Annotated in this window: 18 protein-coding genes; 6 read left to right on the forward strand and 12 right to left on the reverse strand. The window is 33.5% G+C overall.

Going from position 1 to position 18,086, the window contains the following annotated elements; all coding sequences use genetic code 11:
• Positions 1–239: 239 nt before the first annotated feature.
• From QZU81_RS06390 to thsA, 7 genes are all read right to left on the reverse strand, one after another.
• A complete protein-coding gene (locus tag QZU81_RS06390) occupies positions 240–440 on the reverse strand; it encodes a histone family protein (RefSeq protein ID WP_067042909.1) in 201 nt (66 codons plus the stop codon).
• Between the two features lie 246 nt (positions 441–686).
• Positions 687–1,883, reverse strand: coding sequence for a threonine synthase (gene thrC, locus QZU81_RS06395; protein ID WP_292826090.1), 1,197 nt, complete (start codon positions 1,881–1,883; stop codon positions 687–689).
• Positions 1,884–1,929: 46 nt separating this feature from the next.
• Positions 1,930–3,027: a tryptophan--tRNA ligase gene (locus QZU81_RS06400; protein WP_295590484.1), complete on the reverse strand. Its 1,098-nt coding sequence runs from the start codon at positions 3,025–3,027 to the stop codon at positions 1,930–1,932.
• Between the two features lie 96 nt (positions 3,028–3,123).
• A complete protein-coding gene (endA, locus tag QZU81_RS06405) occupies positions 3,124–3,639 on the reverse strand; it encodes a tRNA-intron lyase (RefSeq protein WP_295590486.1) in 516 nt (171 codons plus the stop codon).
• 92 nt (positions 3,640–3,731) lie between these two features.
• Complete coding sequence (locus QZU81_RS06410; RefSeq protein ID WP_295590488.1) at positions 3,732–4,445, reverse strand: metal-dependent transcriptional regulator; 714 nt, start codon at positions 4,443–4,445, stop codon at positions 3,732–3,734.
• A gap of 142 nt (positions 4,446–4,587) precedes the next feature.
• The gene (locus tag QZU81_RS06415; protein ID WP_295590490.1) at positions 4,588–8,550 is read right to left on the reverse strand and encodes a pseudomurein-binding repeat-containing protein; all 3,963 of its coding nucleotides are present in this window, start codon (positions 8,548–8,550) and stop codon (positions 4,588–4,590) included.
• Between the two features lie 537 nt (positions 8,551–9,087).
• Entirely contained in the window at positions 9,088–10,725 is a 1,638-nt protein-coding gene (gene thsA / locus QZU81_RS06420) for a thermosome subunit alpha (protein ID WP_295590492.1), read from the reverse strand.
• A gap of 119 nt (positions 10,726–10,844) precedes the next feature.
• Between thsA and QZU81_RS06425 the strand changes: the two genes are divergently transcribed.
• Genes QZU81_RS06425 through QZU81_RS06440 form a run of 4 tightly spaced genes read left to right on the forward strand, consistent with a single transcriptional unit; the run spans position 10,845 to position 13,186 of the window.
• A complete protein-coding gene (locus QZU81_RS06425) occupies positions 10,845–11,864 on the forward strand; it encodes a hypothetical protein (protein WP_295590494.1) in 1,020 nt (339 codons plus the stop codon).
• Positions 11,865–11,891: 27 nt separating this feature from the next.
• The gene (locus QZU81_RS06430; protein ID WP_197031816.1) at positions 11,892–12,047 is read left to right on the forward strand and encodes a hypothetical protein; all 156 of its coding nucleotides are present in this window, start codon (positions 11,892–11,894) and stop codon (positions 12,045–12,047) included.
• Positions 12,048–12,083: 36 nt separating this feature from the next.
• On the forward strand, positions 12,084–12,536 hold the full coding sequence (locus tag QZU81_RS06435) for a hypothetical protein (protein WP_292823191.1): 453 nt from the start codon (positions 12,084–12,086) through the stop codon (positions 12,534–12,536).
• 8 nt (positions 12,537–12,544) lie between these two features.
• Entirely contained in the window at positions 12,545–13,186 is a 642-nt protein-coding gene (locus QZU81_RS06440; protein ID WP_292823193.1) for a DUF116 domain-containing protein, read from the forward strand.
• Here the strand turns inward: QZU81_RS06440 and QZU81_RS06445 are convergent.
• Genes QZU81_RS06445 through QZU81_RS06460 form a run of 4 tightly spaced genes read right to left on the reverse strand, consistent with a single transcriptional unit; the run spans position 13,183 to position 16,239 of the window.
• The gene (locus tag QZU81_RS06445) at positions 13,183–13,497 is read right to left on the reverse strand and encodes a hypothetical protein (RefSeq protein ID WP_292823471.1); all 315 of its coding nucleotides are present in this window, start codon (positions 13,495–13,497) and stop codon (positions 13,183–13,185) included. The two genes, QZU81_RS06440 and QZU81_RS06445, sit on opposite strands and share 4 nt — an antisense overlap.
• Positions 13,436–14,638: a hydroxymethylglutaryl-CoA reductase (NADPH) gene (hmgA, locus tag QZU81_RS06450; RefSeq protein ID WP_292823195.1), complete on the reverse strand. Its 1,203-nt coding sequence runs from the start codon at positions 14,636–14,638 to the stop codon at positions 13,436–13,438. Before hmgA ends, QZU81_RS06445 begins: the two co-directional genes overlap by 62 nt.
• Positions 14,638–15,501 (reverse strand): succinate--CoA ligase subunit alpha, encoded by an 864-nt coding sequence (sucD, locus tag QZU81_RS06455; RefSeq protein ID WP_292823197.1) that lies wholly within the window; start codon positions 15,499–15,501, stop codon positions 14,638–14,640. The genes hmgA and sucD overlap by 1 nt, the downstream gene beginning before the upstream one ends.
• Positions 15,502–15,513: 12 nt before the next feature.
• Complete coding sequence (locus QZU81_RS06460; protein ID WP_292851571.1) at positions 15,514–16,239, reverse strand: hypothetical protein; 726 nt, start codon at positions 16,237–16,239, stop codon at positions 15,514–15,516.
• Positions 16,240–16,368: 129 nt separating this feature from the next.
• Here QZU81_RS06460 and aroD point away from each other — a divergent pair, with 129 nt between their 5' ends.
• On the forward strand, positions 16,369–17,046 hold the full coding sequence (gene aroD / locus QZU81_RS06465) for a type I 3-dehydroquinate dehydratase (protein WP_295590502.1): 678 nt from the start codon (positions 16,369–16,371) through the stop codon (positions 17,044–17,046).
• Positions 17,047–17,050: 4 nt separating this feature from the next.
• A complete protein-coding gene (locus tag QZU81_RS06470; protein ID WP_292823203.1) occupies positions 17,051–17,653 on the forward strand; it encodes a S24 family peptidase in 603 nt (200 codons plus the stop codon).
• Positions 17,654–17,745: 92 nt separating this feature from the next.
• Here QZU81_RS06470 and QZU81_RS06475 read toward each other — a convergent pair whose 3' ends face one another.
• On the reverse strand, positions 17,746–18,084 hold the full coding sequence (locus QZU81_RS06475; protein WP_292823205.1) for a P-II family nitrogen regulator: 339 nt from the start codon (positions 18,082–18,084) through the stop codon (positions 17,746–17,748).
• Between the last annotated feature and the right edge of the window lie 2 nt (positions 18,085–18,086).

The raw sequence follows: 18,086 nt of genomic DNA on the forward strand, positions 1-18,086 counted from the left end.
TAGACTTTCAATACAAATACTTCTGAATTTCATATAATTTTTAGCAAAACTAAAAATAAAAATTTAGTAATTAATGAAATAATTCTAGAGAACTAGACAGTATTAAATAGGTTTACATAGTATATAAATGTTTTTAAAAATAAGCAGAAATAAGTAAATTTGATAAATAAAAAATTAGATTAAAAAAAAGTGTAAAAGAGATAGTAAAATAAATTTACTATCTTCGAGAAATAGCAAATCTATTTAATTGCTAATTTTACATCTTCAGCTTTTACAGTTTTTCTACCAGCGTGACGAGCAAATCCTACAGCTTTTGCTGCGATTTCGTTTCCGTAATCTTCGATAGCTTCAGTTAAAGCAACTTTTGCGTCATCACTTACTCTTTGTGCACCAGCATTTTTTAATATTCTTCCTACAGGAGCAATTGGTAATTCACTCATAATTATACACCTCATTTATTTGATAATAATAGTTTTTATTTGCTTATATATAAATATATTGGTTTATTCGTGTTGATTTTTGATTATATCAACAAAAAAAACTAAAATTTCATAACATATAAAGTGACAGTAATATCTTCGCAAATGTTTTTCATTCATTAGCTTAATCAAAAAAACTGTAATATAAATTCGAATAAATACGAATTAAAAGAAAAAATTAAAATAAAATGAGATTTTAAGCTCAAATTATTTATTCATTAAGATTTTTCTTAATGTGTCAATATCGGCATCAACCTCAGTAGGTTGAGTGCATGCATCAATAGCCGTATTAGGATCCTTTAACAAGTGTCCTGTAACAACGCAGGTAATGGTTTCACCTTTATCAACGACACCTTCATCAACAAGTTTTTTAAGACCTGCAATTGAAGCCGCAGAAGCTGGTTCAACACCAATACCCTCAGTTCTTGCAAGCAACTTCTGTGCATCGAGTATTTCTTCGTCGGTTACTGTTTCAGAATATCCGTTTGAATCATAAATTGCGTTTAACGCTTTGATATCACTTACAGGAGCTCCAATACGGATAGCTGTAGCGATTGTTTCTGGATTTTCAACAGGGACAACTCTTTTATCTCCTTTTTTAAATGCATTGGTAACTGGGCATGCTCCTTCAGCTTGAATACCAGTCATCATTGGAAGATCCTTAATGAATCCTGCATCATAGAATTCCTTAACCCCTTTCCAGATGGCTGAAATGTTTCCTGCATTACCTACAGGCAAAATGATTCTGTCAGGAGCTTGCCATCCTAAATCACGGACAATTTCATATCCTATTGTTTTTTGTCCTTCTAATCTGTATGGGTTAATTGAATTTAACAAATAAAGATGTTTTTCTAATGCAAGAGCAGTCATTGCTTCTAAAGCTTCATCGAAGTTTCCATTTATGGACATTACTTCAGCACCATGGAACATTGCCTGGGCTAATTTTCCCAATGCAACTTTACCTGAAGGCAAGAATACAATGCATCTTAATCCTGCACGGGCAGCATAAGCAGACAATGATGCTGAGGTATTTCCGGTTGAAGCGCAACCTACAGTATCAACACCAAGTTCCATCGCTTTGGTCATACCAACTGTCATACCCCTGTCTTTGAAACTTCCGGTAGGATTTGAACCTTCCACCTTAACATATAAGTTTACACCAAGTTCATCACCTAGTTTATCACATTTGCAGAATGGTGTTCCTCCTTCATCAAGGGAAACGATTTTAGTTTCATCTACAGGAATGCATTCTTTAAATTTCCATAAATTATCTCTTCTACCGTCAAAAATGTCTTTAGAAACATCAATTTCATTGACGAGTTCGAGTACTGACCCACACTTTTCACAAGTGTAGATTACTTCATCATCATCGTATTCTTCTCCACATGAAACACATCTTATCATAAAATCACGTTTTATATCTTTTTAAATCATATCTTATAAAAGTTAACTAAATTAAGGTTTTAGCAATTTCTCTTGCTTCAACTTGCTTTTCTTTTAAATCATCCATAAACTCTTCCATTAACTCAGCTGTTCTGACTTTACAGTCACCGCAGCGTAAAGTTCCATTTAAGCAATCTTGCCTTATCTTTTCAAGTTCATTATCATCATCAATAAAGTGGTACAGCAGCATCTCGTAAATAACACACTTATCGACTTCACCACCTAATTCCTGTTGCTCCTTAAGTGATTCTCTTCCACCGGTTTTTGCTGACTTAACCTTTTTGACAGCGTCTTTTGTTTCATCATTGAGATAAATTGCAGTATTCGGTTTGGAACTGCTCATCTTATCTCCAGTCAAACCGGTCAAAAACCTATGATATGTAGAAGCAGGAGTTAAAAATCCTAAATCTTCATGAAGCTTTTGTGCAATATCCCTAGTCAATCTGATATGAGGGTCCTGGTCAATCCCTACAGGAACAACAACCTTTTTCGGACCTCCAAACTCTTCTATTTGCGGAAGCAGAATATCTGCAACTTGAACAAGAGGTGCCTGAACATGTGCAATATTTGTAGACGGAGTGAATCCGTAAATAGCTTTAAGCTGATTGAAATTAGTTTTGCTTGATGCCTTAAATGCTAAATCCTGCAATAGCTTATTCTGAGACTGAAGATAAACATTGACATTGTCCTTTTCAAGGTCAAGGCCCAATGCAATCCAGTTTGTCAGGTATTCATTTACAGCAATTTCACGGCCTTTTTCAAAACTCATTCCGCGAGCAGCATAGGATTCAAGATCAGCAATCGGAAGTGACAACATTGCACCCTTTTGCTGGTACCATTTAAGTTGATCGACAACCATCTTATGGCCAATGTGCATTTGGCCACTTGGCATCATACCGGTTACAACTGCAAAATCCTTATCCTGATTGATTAACTTATTAATTTCATCGAATTCCCTATGTCCAAATATTACTCCCCTTTTCATCAATCTTTGGGGATTTTCAATATCATCCAGTATATCTGAAATTTTTCCAATACCAAACTGATTAACTAATTTATCATAATCTAGGCTAAATGATGCCCATGGATCAATTAAATCTGCCATACTATCACCAACAAACACGTTAAATTACATTCATGATTAAGAATTATTATAATAATTAAGATTTACATGAAAATATAAACTATTCCTTTGTTTAAATTAAGGTCTTGTCCATTCGACATTATAGTATGTAATGTCAAAATCATCATCAACAATTGCCAATAAAAATTTCTTATTAACACCGTGAGCTACCCTTATATAACTTGCAAAGTCAAGGGAATCAATTTCATAATTTTCAAACATTACCTTAACCAGATAATCTGAGTGACTTTGACCCGGACCGCCTCCACGATTATACAATCTGAATTCGGCTCCATACTTAAAACCGGTTTTGATGACAAAACCACGGTCCTTTAAATCACGGTAAACAATATATTTTCCATAAAGGCCCTGCTCTTTTAAAATATCAATAAGATAACCGACAGTGCATTCAATATCATCCTCATAAATATCCAAGCGACCCTTCTCCAACAAATAACAAGCTTCAATTAAAGAAAGGTTCAATGTATCAGCTTCAATTTTACCGAACAAACTTTTTTCATGTAAGGCTATTGGCCTTTTGCTTCCCTCTTCAATTTTAATAGATACTATATCATTGGATAAATTTCCACGCATTAAAACACCGTAAAAAGAAATAAGTTATATTTAATGCTTATAGTTTGAAGAAAATATTATATAAATTTTTGTAAAAAAAAGGAGAATAAAAGTTAAAGTCTAATAAAAATATTATTAGCCATTTCTATTGGAATATTTAACTCTTTATCGTCTAATGTAACTACATAATAATCGCTTGCACCGTTATCATTAGCTTCATATTTTAAAGTGCAACCGACTGAAATACCCATTTCGGAAATGTCCTCTAAAAGTTCATTGCTTCCACGGATGAATGAGACAATTCCTTCTGAATTTGAAGTTAATTCTGAGATAGATAACAAATTGAATTTCCTATCAATGACTTGATCAAAGTCTTTTTGAGAGTAACATTGATTACAACTTTCAAAATCAAAATTACAAGCAGGGATAATATTGTTGTCAGGGCAAACATCAGGATTATTCAACATTGTGCACAATGCTCTTTCAGCTTCATCAGACAAGGTATGTTCCATTTCACAAGCTTGGTCATGAACATTTTCCTCTTTGATTTTTAAAACATCAATCAAGAATTTTTCCAGGATTCTGTGTTTTCTTGTAATTTTTTGAGCAATTTTCATACCCTCATCTGTTAAGGTAGCTCCTTTATATGGAGTGTATCCGATATAACCTAGATTTTCTAATTTTTTAAGCATTTGTGTTACACTGCCCGGTGCAATGCCTAACTCTTTTGATAATTGAGTAGTAGATACCTGTTCTCCATTGTTTCCATTACGATAGAGAACTTCGAGATATTCCTCAATATTTTCACTTATTTTATCCTCCGCCATGAAATTCACCTAATATAAAATAATCATTTTAACTTTTATAGGTTAAAGTATAAAAAAGTTTTGGTACACCTAAATAGGAGAGGATTAAATTTAACAAAAAAGCCAAAAAAAATTTACAAAAAATAAATAAAAAAAAGTAGAATTAGAATGAAATACTTGATGTAATACTTTTAAGAGTAAATGAATTAGTATTCCAATTCGCTACTTTTCCAAGAGAATTTCTAGAACTAGTTGCATCAGCAACAGTCCACTTACCATCAACTAAAACTTGTGCCCATACGTGACCATAAGTGCTTCCACTTGAGAATCTGCAGGTTCCGTGAACATATCTTGCCGGAAGGTCCGCAGTTCTAAACATTGCTACCACTAAATGTGCTTGGTCTACACAGTTACCTCTTTTAGCGTCTAAGGTACCTACTGCACCATATTTAGTATCATAATAGAAACTATAGGATATACTATCCCTTACATAATTATATATCGCAGTAGCCTTTTGTGTAGCTGTAGTCAAACCTTTTGTTAATTTATCAACAAGAGATTTGATCTTAGAGTTATCCACTTGACAATTGGTAGATGCTTTCAAGTATGCAGTAAGATCAGAAATGGTGTTTTTCTCATTTAGACCTGAACCACTTGCGGTGACTGCACTTGATGAAGATGAAGATGAAGTACTAATTGTCACATAACTAGGTAAACGATTATCTGTACCATAAAATGCCAATATGCGTGAGAATGAATCAACAAGTTCAGAATAAATTATCTTACCTACTGCTGAGGAAGCATAATTTGGAGCTCTTTTATTAGTGGTAATGTAACTTGCAACATTCTTTGCAACAATTAAGAACTTGTCATCAGTTAATTGTGCAGAGCTGATTGAGTCTCCGGAAGGATTGCCCGGAGCTGAAACTCCACTAATAACATCAATATCCTTAGTATTGGAATTGCCTATCTGACAAATTGCCTGACTCATTACATATAAAAATTCCGGTAAAGTAAATGTAATTCCACCAGCTGTTACGGTAGATGGCAACTTCTTATTGTTAGTATAATATGTTTTCAAATTGGAAGCACCAGTGATAACATTCTTGATGGATATTGTTTTAGCGGAAGTTGTTTTTGAATCTTCACCAATAGTTACATAAGACGGTAATTTACTATTGGTTTTGTAGTAAGACAAGATTCTAGCAAATGCATCCACCAATGAGTCATATTTAATATTTCCCAATGAAGAGGAAGCATAATTTGGAGCTTGACCATTATTGGCAATATAATTGCTTACTCTTTTTGCTAGATCAACAAAATCACTAGTAGTTAAATTACCTGATTTGGCTGAACCTGAAGGATTTGAAGGAACTTCAGATGCTACAGGTAAAATTTGAGTTGAAGTTTTACCTGACTTGATGTTTTCAACAGCCTTAGTCATCATATATAAGAATTGAGCAGTAGAATAGCTTACTCCGCCAACACTTACAGTAGTTGGAATTGAATTTTTAGAATCTATTGTGGTTTTCAAGGAATTAGCGGCCGCAACAATATTTGCAAGAGATATTGATCCAGTTGTGGATGGAGATGAGGATTTATCAGATAAAGAGTTGAAATCCACTAAATTGGTTACACCATACCTAAATATAATTACACCTGGAGCATTACCATCTAAAGCCGCCTGAGAATCTTTTTTAATTTCGCTTGAAGTTAATTTTACAACGGAACTGTCAGATTTATATCCTTGAAGACCCGCCCATACTTGAGCGCCTTTGGAATTATCCACAAACCATTTGGTAGTTGTAGTAATCCAGGTTGAAGTTTTTCCATAATTTCCTTTATAAATCATCGGAATAACTACATCCATATATTGGCTTATTGCAGAATAATCTTGACCATAATAATATGCATTACTTGTTGTTTCAGGCATCAATGCACATGAAACAATAAGGTTTGAATTAATTTTATGAATAGCTTCAGTTGCTTGTTTTACAAATTGACTTATAGCCGCAGTACCACCTGTAGTTTTATATGCAGTACCAGGATACCTTAAGTAATCGAAATGAATACCTGAAACACCTTTGATTTTTGCATAGGTTTTAGCTTCAGATATCTTTTTCTCAAAGAATGCAGTATTTGGAGATCCGCTTTTTACAGGATTAGTCCAAGATCCACCTTGATAAAAGGCCTGCATCCAAATGTGAACATTCATTCCTAACTTGTTAGCACTAGAAATCCATGATTCGACAGCTGATTGACCATGTTTAGAAATTGCTGCATAGTTTAAGAATAAATCTGTTGCACCTTGAGATGCCAAATTTTTCAAGCTAACGCTCTTCATATCGTCTCCATAAACCCAATATCCATATCCAGTGGTTGATTTTTTCTCAACACTAATCTTTGCAGTTTTAGAACTTGGTGCATTGACATTATCACCATCAGCAGAATAACTAAAGGAAACTGTGTAGTCTCCCGGAGCTACATTTACATTAAATGTAGCATATCCATTGGATGCTGTGGTAGCTGAATAAGTTTTTGAGTTTACGGTTAATTTAACAACCTTGTTTGCTAAAGCTTTACTGTTAGCATCTTGCAATAACACTTTATAAGTTTGAGCACCTTGATAAAATGAAGTTCCACTTTTCCAAGTAAGTTTAGTTGCTGCTCTTTCTTTCACAGTAATTGAAGAAGATTCAGTCTTTGAATTTACTTTAGAATCACCCTTGAATGAATAACTAATGGTGTATTTACCAACAGCTAAATCTATAGGCAATGATACAATACCGTTACTATCTGTGGTTTTAGTATATGATTTGCCTTTAATAGTAAGGGTTACAGTTTTCTTTACTAATGGAACGGTGCCTGATGTTAAGGCAACCTTGAATGGTGTATTTGCACCTTTACCAAAAGTTGTAGTGCTCTTTACTGTAAATTTTGCAGTTTTGCTTGGAAGAATATATAATTTATTAGAAGCACTTGATGCCTTATAGAAATTATTTCCAGCGAAACTATATTTTACAGTATAAGTGCCTGCATTCAAAGATGGTAATATGAGTGATGCTACACCTTTACTGTTGGTTTTCGCACTGTATGTTTTACCATTGACAGTGAACTTGATAATTTTACCTGCACCAGGAGCATATCCTAAACCATTATGTAAAGTAACTTTAATAGTTTTACTATCACTTTTAAGGAAAGTGTATGCGCTAGTAGTAAGTTCAGAAGTGGTATAAGTAACTACCTTAACAGTGTTGGTTTTTGTTAAACCGTCAACATTATAAGAAATCATCTTATATGTTCCTTTTTTAAGGTTGTACATTGTAAGGCTAGCTACACCTTTAGCATTGGTTGTCTTAGTATAAGTCTTTCCGTTAATCTTAAACTTAATATTTTTATTAGCTAAAGCCTTTCCATTACTATTTAGGAAAGTTGCATAAAACTTCCTGCCATCAGTATAAACTTTTGTTACATCATTTGCAGTAATGGTGGACAAAATCTTGAAATTATTGATCAACTTATAGCCTGTAACGGGATTGACCGCTTCGACTTTATAAGTACCAGGTTTAAGATTAACCGCTAAAGAAGCAACCCCCTTCGCATTAGTCTTTTTAGTGTAAGTAACCTTATTAACAGTGATCTTTACATTGGTATTGGTTAATGGATTACCGTTTTTATCTAAAAAGGTTGCGGAATATTGAGCACTTCCTTTATAATATTTAGTAACATCTTTTGAAGTAATAGTCTTTGATACGTCAACAGTAGCATTGGATGCCTGTAACTTGTCTTGGCTATCCTCTGGAGATCCAGCGGCATTGCCTTGACCATCACTACTTACAGAGTTACTACCCGAGTTAGTTGATAAAGTATTTGAATTTTCAGATTCTAAAACTTCTTCACTTGATAGAGAAACTTTAGATGGATCATTATCAACATTTGAATCACTAGATACAGAAAGTACTGATGAATCAGCAGCATTGTCCACAGGACCTGATACATCTGATGTGTCATCTACTAAGTTAGTAGCATACGAATCTGTAACATTTACTTCACTTGCTGAAATTGCACTGACTGATAATACGACAGTGAGTAGCAAAAGCACAGTGAGTAATAATTGTTTGTTCAAAATATTTTACCTCCATAACATTTTTTTAAACAGTCCATGAGATAACAATCTCACTTCAACAATATGTATATGCAAATACCTTATATAAACCTTTTTATTTACTAAAACCGATTAAATAAGTTTAATTTTAAAAAATAAGCTTAAAACTTAATGAAAATTAAAAGTTAAGTAAAAATATGGTTGAATTCATTTATAATAGCGTTTAAAGATATGAAATAATTTTTAAAGAAACTTTAATTTACTAAAATTAAAACAGTAATTGTAGGGATTATAATATAAAATAACATATAATTAAAACTTATCTAATTAAAAAACATAGAATTAATATAAGTTATAAGAAAAAACAACGCATTTAATAAAGAATATGGAAAAATAAGCACGAATAAACAAAAAAAGATAACAATTGTGTTTTTTTGATAAAACCCTAAAATTATCCTTTAATCAAGTATTGAAAAATGTTACTTTAAGTTTAAAAAAATGAGTATAATATATTACAAAAAAATATTAAAAAAATAAAAAAATGTAAAATTAAAAATTTTACATTGGAGGCATTCCGCCCATACCTGGCATAGGTGGCATACCACTATCGTCATTACCGGATTCATCAGGCCCGGTAGAGTTAAGTGCATTTCTTGCTGCAATCATATCGTCGATTCTTAAAATCATTTCAGTAGCTTCACCAGCAGATTGAAGAGCTTGTATTTTAACTCTTAAAGGTTCAATTACACCTGCTTCTTTCATGTCAACTACCTTACCATCGAATACATTGATACCAATGAATTTGTTTTCTTCATGAGCAGCTTTTAAATCAGCAATCAAGTTAATGGTATCTAAACCAGCGTTTTCAATTAAGGTTCTTGGAATGACTTCTAAAGCTTCAGCATATTTTAAAATAGCTAATTGTTCTCTTCCACTTACGGTTTCACCGTATTCCCTTAACTGTTTTACTAAATCAATTTCACAAGCTCCACCACCAATGAGAACTTTTCCTTCTTCAATAGTAGCTGCAACAACACCCAAAGCGTCATCAATAGCTCTTGAAATTTGCTCAGTTACGTAACGGGTACTTCCTCTAAGAACAATGGAAGAAGCTTTTGGATTTTCACATTCTTCAATGAAAGTCAATTCATGATCAAATATTTTATCAAGATATACGTGACCGGCATTACCTAACTTATCTTCAGACAAGTCTTCGATATCAGTGACTAATTTAGCACCAGTAGCCTTTTCGATTCTTTCCATATCTGATTTTTTAACTCTTTTAAAGGTCATGATGCCTGCTTTTTTCAAGTAATGTTCTGCTAAGTCATCAATACCTTTTTGACAGAACAATACATTAGCACCGGAATCTATGACTTTTTGAACTAAGTCCTTAACCATTTGTTCTTCATTGTTTAAGAATAATTCGAACTGTTCAGGAGAAGTAATGTCAATTTTAGTGGATGTAGTCATGTCTTTTAATTCAATAGGATATTTCATGATAGCTATTTTTGCATCTTTAACATCTTTAGGCATGTTTTTAGATACAGGAGCCTTATCAATAACAACACCTTCAGCTAAGAATGAGTCTTCTACAGAATCGCCGGAAACTCTTTGGATATTGATATTATCAATGTCAGATTTTCCATCTTCTTTAATTCTTAATGCTGCTTTGACGACAATGTCTGCTAAGTGTTCTTTTGCATAGTCTGAACCTTTACCACTCATTGCAGTGGTAGCAACTTTTTTAAGAGTTTCTTCATCGTCAGCATCAATTGCTATCTCATTTAAAATTTCAACTGCTTTAGCGGTTGCATTTCTATATCCTTTAACTACAATAGAAGTTGCAATTCCATCTTCTAATAACTCTTCAGCTTTTGCCAATAATTCACCAGCGATAACAACAACAGAAGTGGTTCCGTCTCCAACAATCTCTTCTTGTTTTTTAGCTGTTTCTACAAGCATTCTTGCTGCAGGTTGTGCAATTTCCATGTCTCCCATGATAGTTGCACCATCATTAGTGACAGTCACATCTCCTAATGAATTAACTAACATTTTATCCATACCTTTAGGACCTAAAGTAGTTCTTACAATGCCTGCTAAAACTTTACCGGCAGTGATATTCATTCTTAAAGCATCTCTTTTTGAATATCTTTCAGTCCCTTCAGGAAGGATGAAAATTGGTTGATTTGCCATTTCATAATCACCTTTAAAATTTTTAAATAAAATAATATAAAACTAAGTTTTTATACATATATAATATGGATTAGAAGTTATATAAAAATATTACTTATAGAACTAAATCAGGTGTGTTAATGTACGAAGACATAATAAATGAAATCCGATTGAATTTGGGGGAAAATAATGATTTGAATCGACGATACTTGTCCGGGCAAATTGAAAAATATAAAGATCATCCATATAACAAGGAAATAATTAAGGAAATCTCCAGAATGATGTGGGATTGCTTAAGTGAAGATGAAAAAAATGAATTTATTGAACTTTCAGACAAAGAAAATCCCATAATGGATATTTTAAATGACGTATCCTATGATATTGAAAGCGGAAACTATGAAATCGCATTATCCAAATTAGATGATTTCATGGCAAACTTCTATCCCATGTTTGAAGATGATAAAGTAAGTGAATATCACTTTTTTACAAACCCCCTGGAAGAGATACTGTTCAATACATATGTAGGTGCCAAAAAAGAAGTTAGAATCATACCTGACAACCATCCTTTGCTTGACCTGTACTACATTTACGGATTCCTGTTGCTTGAAGACAAGCAATATGAAAAGTCAGAACAGTACCTTAAGAAAGCCATTAAGATAAATCCAGTCTCATCAAGGATAATTCTTGAATTGAGTGAAATCTACAAAATACATACCTATACATTAAACAAGTATTTCATGTTCGTTACCGATGCTCTCAAATACGCATATTATCCTCAGGATATTGCAAGATGCTATAGGAACCTGGGCAATTACTATCTTCAGGAAGACAATCTGGAAACTGCATTGGCATTGTATAAGTACAGCATGGAATATGATTTGAGTCCCCTTGCATATAGGGAAATCATCTACATTCAATCAAAAGACAAAACTCTTGATTTGACATTAGAAGAATGTTTGGATACAATTAAAGGTAAGAATATCCAAATCGGCCCGAATCCGTTCATCATGGAAAATATGGACAAGTTGTCAAAAGAGTATGAAGACAACAAATTATTCAGCCAGGCTTTGTATTTTTATAATTTAATATATAATTTAACTAAAGATGAAAAAATATTGGAAAAAATTAACAATTGCAATAAACAATTAAATAATATATAATATATAATATATGTTAGGTGATTTCAAATGTGTTCTAGCGGAGGGCCAATGGCCGACATTGATTTAAAAAAACTAAAAACAAAAAAATACCATTGTAAAGACTGTGGAAATACCTTTAAAGGTCTTGGAAAAAAAGTCGTTTGTCCATCCTGTCAAAGTGACAACGTAGATCTTGTAGAGTAAATTTATTTACTCTCTTTTTTTATTTTTAATGATACTATGAATATTGATTTTAAAAATGACGAAATACTCTTTCTTGAAGGCGAAACCGGAATGGTTGGTGTTGTCAAGGTAGCATATGAAGACAAAATGTTATTCATTGCAACACAGGATAATGAAGAGATAGTCCAATTTTTAGAATCCGATGACATAATAGCGGTGTCAAACTTTAAGAAAGACAAAAGAGCAATAAGGTCACAAGCTTATCTTAGTCGTGAAGAATCTTCACCACTTGTAATATTAAACAAAGACCACCCATCAACCAAACGCTTAGAGACAGTTATTTCAATTGGCGATGAAGTAAATCTTAATTGCAATATCACTCCAGGAACACATCCCGAACAAAATGTTTTGTGTTCATGTGACAGTTTATCCGGACTTGAAATAGTAAAAACACCGACTGGAGTTAAATTAAATAGAGAATTTGATAATTATACAATTGAAGAATTTTAGGTTAAACAATGTTATTTCTTGATTCATTCTACATGTTTTTAGGTCAGTTAGTGGTTTTTCTAGCTATCCTGATTTTGATTCTATTTATTATCGTGCTTATTTTAGGTTATTTAATAGCCCGTAAAAATCAGATAAAATTTCCTAGATTCCTATTGTATATAGTGGATTTATTATATTCCCCATTTAAAACAATAGCTCATTTTTTAAAGCTTGATGACCATCTGATTGACGATATTGCCATAAAGGTTAGGGATGAAATCAACAAAGAAAAATTCAGACAGATTCCTACTGAAAAAACATTGATATTCCTGCCTCACTGCTTAAGACACAAGGATTGTCCTGCAACACTTCAAAAAGAAGGTCTGAACTGTACCGAATGCGGATTGTGTTCAATAGGAGCTATAAAGAAAAAGGCCGAACCATTAGGATATAAATTGTATATTGTTCCTGGATCAAGCTTTGTTAAAAAAATAGTTATGGAAAACAAATTCCAAGCAGTCATAGGTGTTGCCTGCCATGAAGATTTGAATCAAATGATGATGTTATTATCAGATTTCTGTCCGCAAGGAGTCTTGCTTGAAAAAACAGGATGTTTTGAAACAAAAGTAAATGTAAAAAAAGTATTTGAAAAGATAGATTCCAAATACTAATCATCAAAATATCTCATAAATTCTAAAGATTCGGGAGTTTCATCAAATTCGTTTATAAAATCATGCAAGTCTTTTATAAACTCTTTTTTTCTCATATCCAAATCTTCAATCTGAGAATAATCTTTCTTTACAGATATTGACATTATTATATCATCAGTTTCAAGAGTTAATTCCGGATACAACGAATCTAGCAAATCATCATCCTCAAGAGTTAAATCAGGATATAATGAATCTAGAAACTCATCCATATTATCCTCTTCCAAGTTCTTGATGAGCTCTTGCAAGGTGTCCTGCAGCCAAAGCGCCGACAAGAGACAATTCCCCTGCCAAAACAGTACATGCGACAATTTCTGCAAATTCACGAGCTTTGCCTGAACCTGCAACACCAAGGATTTCCAATCCTTCATGAGCAACTCCAAGACCAGTTCCTCCACCAACAGTAGCTACAGGCAAATCAGGAAGGTTTACTGAGAAATATAAATCACCATTTCTGTTTTCTGCGGTTGTGATACCTAATGATCCTTCAACAACATGCGCAGGATCCTGACCTGTTGCCAAAAAGATGGCTGCAACCATATTTGCATAATGGGCATTGAATGCCATGCTTCCACTGGCTGCTGAACCTATTAGGTTTTTAGCAGTGTTTACCTCAACGATTGCTTCTGCTGTGGTTTTAAGTTTTTTAGATACAATATCCTTTGGAATCAATATGTCTGCTACAACACTTTTTCCTCTTCCTTCAACAATGTTAATAGCAGCTGGTTTTTTATCAACACAAACATTTCCGCTTAATGCAATGTGAATTGCACTAGTTTCCTGTGCCAATTTTTCTAGGATTTTTTCAGAAGCTATTGTAACCATATTCATTCCCATACTATCGCCTGTTGAGAATACGAATCTTGGATAAACATAGCTTCCAACAATTAAGATAGGGTCAATTTTTACTAATTTACCATGAGAGGTTGTGCTTTCAGCAATGTCTTTTAATTCATCGAAATTGTCAATAAACCACTGTCTGATTTTTAAAGCATCACTAACACCTTCGCATTTGATTGCTGGTGCACGGGTCATAATATCAGACACCACTCTTGCATTTGCTCCTCCAGAAGCTGTAATTGTTGATGCTCCCCTATTAATTGAAGCTACAAGCGCTCCTTCGGAAGTGGCCAATGGAACAAATACTTCTCTTTTGCAGTATTCTCCATTAATTTTTAATGGTCCCGCAATACCCATAGGAAGTTGCAATACTCCAATGGAGTTTTCAATATTACGGGCAGATGCCCTTTCCATATCAAGAGTGTAATTGGAGATATTCGGTAACTCCAAATCATATTTTTGCTCTAAAAATTCTCTTCTAATATCAGTTGCCTCTTTGGCGGAAACTTCTTTATCAACCTGATAAAGTTTCATTTCACCGTTTAATAGTTTATCAATAATTTCTTGATTTGACATTACATAACCTTTTTAAGTAACTCTACGATTTCAGATGGTTTGATTGCTACATCAACGCCAGCTTCATTCAAAGCTTTTGTTTTACTTGCAACAGTACCGGAACTTCCTTGAATAATTGCTCCAGCATGCCCCATTCTTTTACCTGGTGGTGCGGTTCTTCCTGCAATATATGAAACAACTGGTTTTGACATTTCTTCTGCAATATATTTACCGGCCCTTTCTTCTGCAGTTCCTCCGATTTCACCAATTAAAACAACGGCATCAGTATCATCGTCTTTTTCAAATCTTTTAAGAATATCAACGTAATTATCCCCTGTAACAGGGTCTCCTCCAATACCAACAGCAGTACTTTGACCTATTCCTGCATTTGTAAGTTCACTAGCAATTTCATAAGTTAGGGTACCACTTCTTGAAATTACACCAACATTACCTTCTTTAAATATGTGTGTTGGCATGATACCTAATTTTCCAACGCCCGGAGATATGATTCCTGGAGTATTCGGACCAATAATTGTTGTATTCATTTCTTTTGCATATGCCATGATTTTCATACTGTCATGGACAGGAATATGCTCAGATATGATGACAACTAAATCCAAATGTCTTATTGCTTCAAATGCAGCATCTTTTGCAAATTTTGCAGGTACAAATATGATTGAAGCATTGATATCAACATCTTCTTTTGCTTCTTCTATTGAATTAAAAATTGGAACTTGATCTAAAAACATTTGTCCCCCTTTACCGGGAGTGATACCTGCAACAATATTAGTATTGTAATTTAACATTTGTTCTGTGTGGAATGAACCTTGTTTACCGGTAATTCCTTGAACTAAACATTTTGTATCTTTGTTTAATAAAATCATTCTATTCTACTCCTATCTTAATATTCTTGTTTTATTTTCAAATGGAACAGCTAAGTCTATTACATTTCCATTCATAAATGCAGTAGCTGAAAATATTACGCTTCCAGGCAATACATTGCAAGTTGTTCCTCTTTTAACTAAATAAACATTTTTATTTCCAAGTGCAGCACCTATCATTGCACTAGCCACTACTCCAACAGATTCAATATTTTCAATTGTGGCTACAACAACAGGGTCATCGGTTTCAGGTGAGACATAACCAACACCAGGTATTTCTCTTATTTTAGGCTCGATATAATCGGATATGTCGGTCAGATTTTTCATGCCCTTTGCAGCATCAATAGCTGAATTTGCAACATCAGCCACAAATGGTTCGCCTCCATATGTATCAAAACCTAAGACAATTGCATCAGGATATCTGTCTGGCCTAATATTTGCTTCTGCATAAGAAATTCCTTCACCAGCTCCTTCGGGAGTTTCAGAAATTCCGGATAAATCCCCCTGATTTTCTGCACTAATCTTTAAAACATTAACTATGCCTTCATTTACGGCTTCAAGATGCTCGTCTTCAACAAATGCGCTGATAACAACATCATCACCTGTGACATTTGTCAAAGCAACATCCCTTGCGCCTAATTCTTTAACTTTATAAAGGTTTTTTTCAATAGTTTCTACTAGCATTGAGCTACAAGACACATCATTTTTGGATATGTCGGCTCCAATTGCTGTAATTTTCAAATTAACACCTTGAATAATTAATTAGTCAAATAATAAAATATACATATTTTATTGATATATTATTTGTTATTTAATTTATTTAAATATTAAGAAAGTTTAATAAATAACGCATATTAAATATAATAAGTAATGTATTCTCAAACTAAAATTGCAATTCCTATTTTTCAAAAAAAATATGAAGATGTTATTGAAGTGGCAAACGATTGCATCGATAAAGGTGCTGATATTCTTGAGTTCAGAATTGATGCATTGAAAAACCCTAATATCGATGAAATAAAAAAAACAATCAAAGAAATTAATTTTCCTATGATAGCCACCAATAGAATCAACACAGAAGGAGGATCTTTCAAGGGAAGCGAAGAGGAAAGAGTCAATATTCTTTTTGAATGCTGTGACTTAGTTGATTATGTTGATATTGAACTTCAAAGTAATGATGAATACATAAACAAAATCCATGACAGTGGCGTAAAAACCATTGTTTCTTATCATGATTTTGAAAAAACACCCGATTTGAATGAAATACTTTATATCGTTGAAAAGGAGCATGAGTTGGGAGATATTGCAAAAGTCGCTTTCATGCCTCAGAATCTGGAAGATACGTTAACCATACTCGCCGTTCTTTCACATTGCAAAGATACAATTGCTATTTCAATGGGTGATTTGGGAAGCTACACAAGAGTTATGGCATCAAAATTTGATTCGCCGATTACTTTTGCTTCAGGAACAGATGTGACAGCTCCAGGTCAAATCGATATTGAAACAATGAAAGCTCTTTTGAATATGGATTTGAACATCATGGATGAGTGATTTCATGGCTAAAAAGATTATTCTGGCATTAGTTATAGCCATTATAATGATTGTTTTTGCAATGCTTTTTTTAATCAATGATACTGTTGACATTTACAATGATGGTGAAAACGTTAGTGTAGAGACACATACTATTTCAGACATTGATGTAAATGCATTAAATGAGAACATATGCGATTACACCATAAACGTTATGAATGACACAACAACTGATATAAATGAATATAAGGCGGGGATTAAGGATATCTGCAACCATTATGGGCTTGAAAATGTTGAAATTAATGTGGATTCAAGTATTGGACCTGACCAGATTCCAATAATTGCATATGTTGACGGGACTTCAATGCTTCCAACATTGCAGGATGGACAACCAGTCCTTTTGAATAAAACCCATGATATTAAAGTTGGAGACATTGTTGTGGCTGAATCCGATGAATATGGTGGAATTATTAAAAGAGTTGATGATATTAGAGGCAATGATGTTCATTTGATAAGTGACAACAAAGAGATTTCATATGAGTACATTAATGGTGACCTTTACGAAGTAAAAGGCATAACCACATGGGTCGACATTTCAGATATCGGCGGAGTGGTTATAGGATATTAATTTAAAAAAAAGAAGGAAATAATGCATTCGCACTATTTCCTTAGGGAGATATAAAGAATTGATATTCTTTTTTATTTTTGCCATACAGGAGACTACACAGCGCTGTCCCCCTCTTCACCAGTTCTTATTCTGATTACGTTATCTATCGGATAAATGAATATTTTTCCATCCCCAATATTTCCGGTATGCGCTGCCTTTTTAATTGTTTCCACAATCGCATCCACATCATCATCCTTTACGACAATTTCAATACGTGTTTTTGGAATCAAATCAATGCAATAACTAGATCCCCTATAGGATTCCTTAATGCCTCTTTGACTCCCTCTCCCTTTCACTTCAGATACATTCATACCTTCACACCCCACTGCCAGAAGGGCATTTTTAACATCAATATATTTTTCTTGTCTTATAATCGCAACAATACTTTTCATCT

Source organism: uncultured Methanobrevibacter sp. (assembly GCF_902770715.1).
GTDB lineage: Archaea > Methanobacteriota > Methanobacteria > Methanobacteriales > Methanobacteriaceae > Methanocatella.

Bases quoted from the DNA above. Each gene is read 5' to 3' on its own strand.
- QZU81_RS06425 (WP_295590494.1), top strand. From the start codon at position 10,845: ATGTACGAAGACATAATAAATGAAATCCGATTGAATTTGGGGGAAAAT.
- QZU81_RS06470 (WP_292823203.1), top strand. From the start codon at position 17,051: ATGGCTAAAAAGATTATTCTGGCATTAGTTATAGCCATTATAATGATT.
- QZU81_RS06475 (WP_292823205.1), bottom strand. From the start codon at position 18,084: ATGAAAAGTATTGTTGCGATTATAAGACAAGAAAAATATATTGATGTT.
- hmgA (WP_292823195.1), bottom strand. From the start codon at position 14,638: ATGTCAAATCAAGAAATTATTGATAAACTATTAAACGGTGAAATGAAA.
- aroD (WP_295590502.1), top strand. From the start codon at position 16,369: ATGTATTCTCAAACTAAAATTGCAATTCCTATTTTTCAAAAAAAATAT.
- QZU81_RS06435 (WP_292823191.1), top strand. From the start codon at position 12,084: ATGAATATTGATTTTAAAAATGACGAAATACTCTTTCTTGAAGGCGAA.
- QZU81_RS06410 (WP_295590488.1), bottom strand. From the start codon at position 4,445: ATGGCGGAGGATAAAATAAGTGAAAATATTGAGGAATATCTCGAAGTT.
- QZU81_RS06440 (WP_292823193.1), top strand. From the start codon at position 12,545: ATGTTATTTCTTGATTCATTCTACATGTTTTTAGGTCAGTTAGTGGTT.
- thrC (WP_292826090.1), bottom strand. From the start codon at position 1,883: ATGATAAGATGTGTTTCATGTGGAGAAGAATACGATGATGATGAAGTA.
- sucD (WP_292823197.1), bottom strand. From the start codon at position 15,501: ATGATTTTATTAAACAAAGATACAAAATGTTTAGTTCAAGGAATTACC.
- thsA (WP_295590492.1), bottom strand. From the start codon at position 10,725: ATGGCAAATCAACCAATTTTCATCCTTCCTGAAGGGACTGAAAGATAT.
- QZU81_RS06390 (WP_067042909.1), bottom strand. From the start codon at position 440: ATGAGTGAATTACCAATTGCTCCTGTAGGAAGAATATTAAAAAATGCT.
- QZU81_RS06400 (WP_295590484.1), bottom strand. From the start codon at position 3,027: ATGGCAGATTTAATTGATCCATGGGCATCATTTAGCCTAGATTATGAT.
- endA (WP_295590486.1), bottom strand. From the start codon at position 3,639: ATGCGTGGAAATTTATCCAATGATATAGTATCTATTAAAATTGAAGAG.
- QZU81_RS06430 (WP_197031816.1), top strand. From the start codon at position 11,892: ATGTGTTCTAGCGGAGGGCCAATGGCCGACATTGATTTAAAAAAACTA.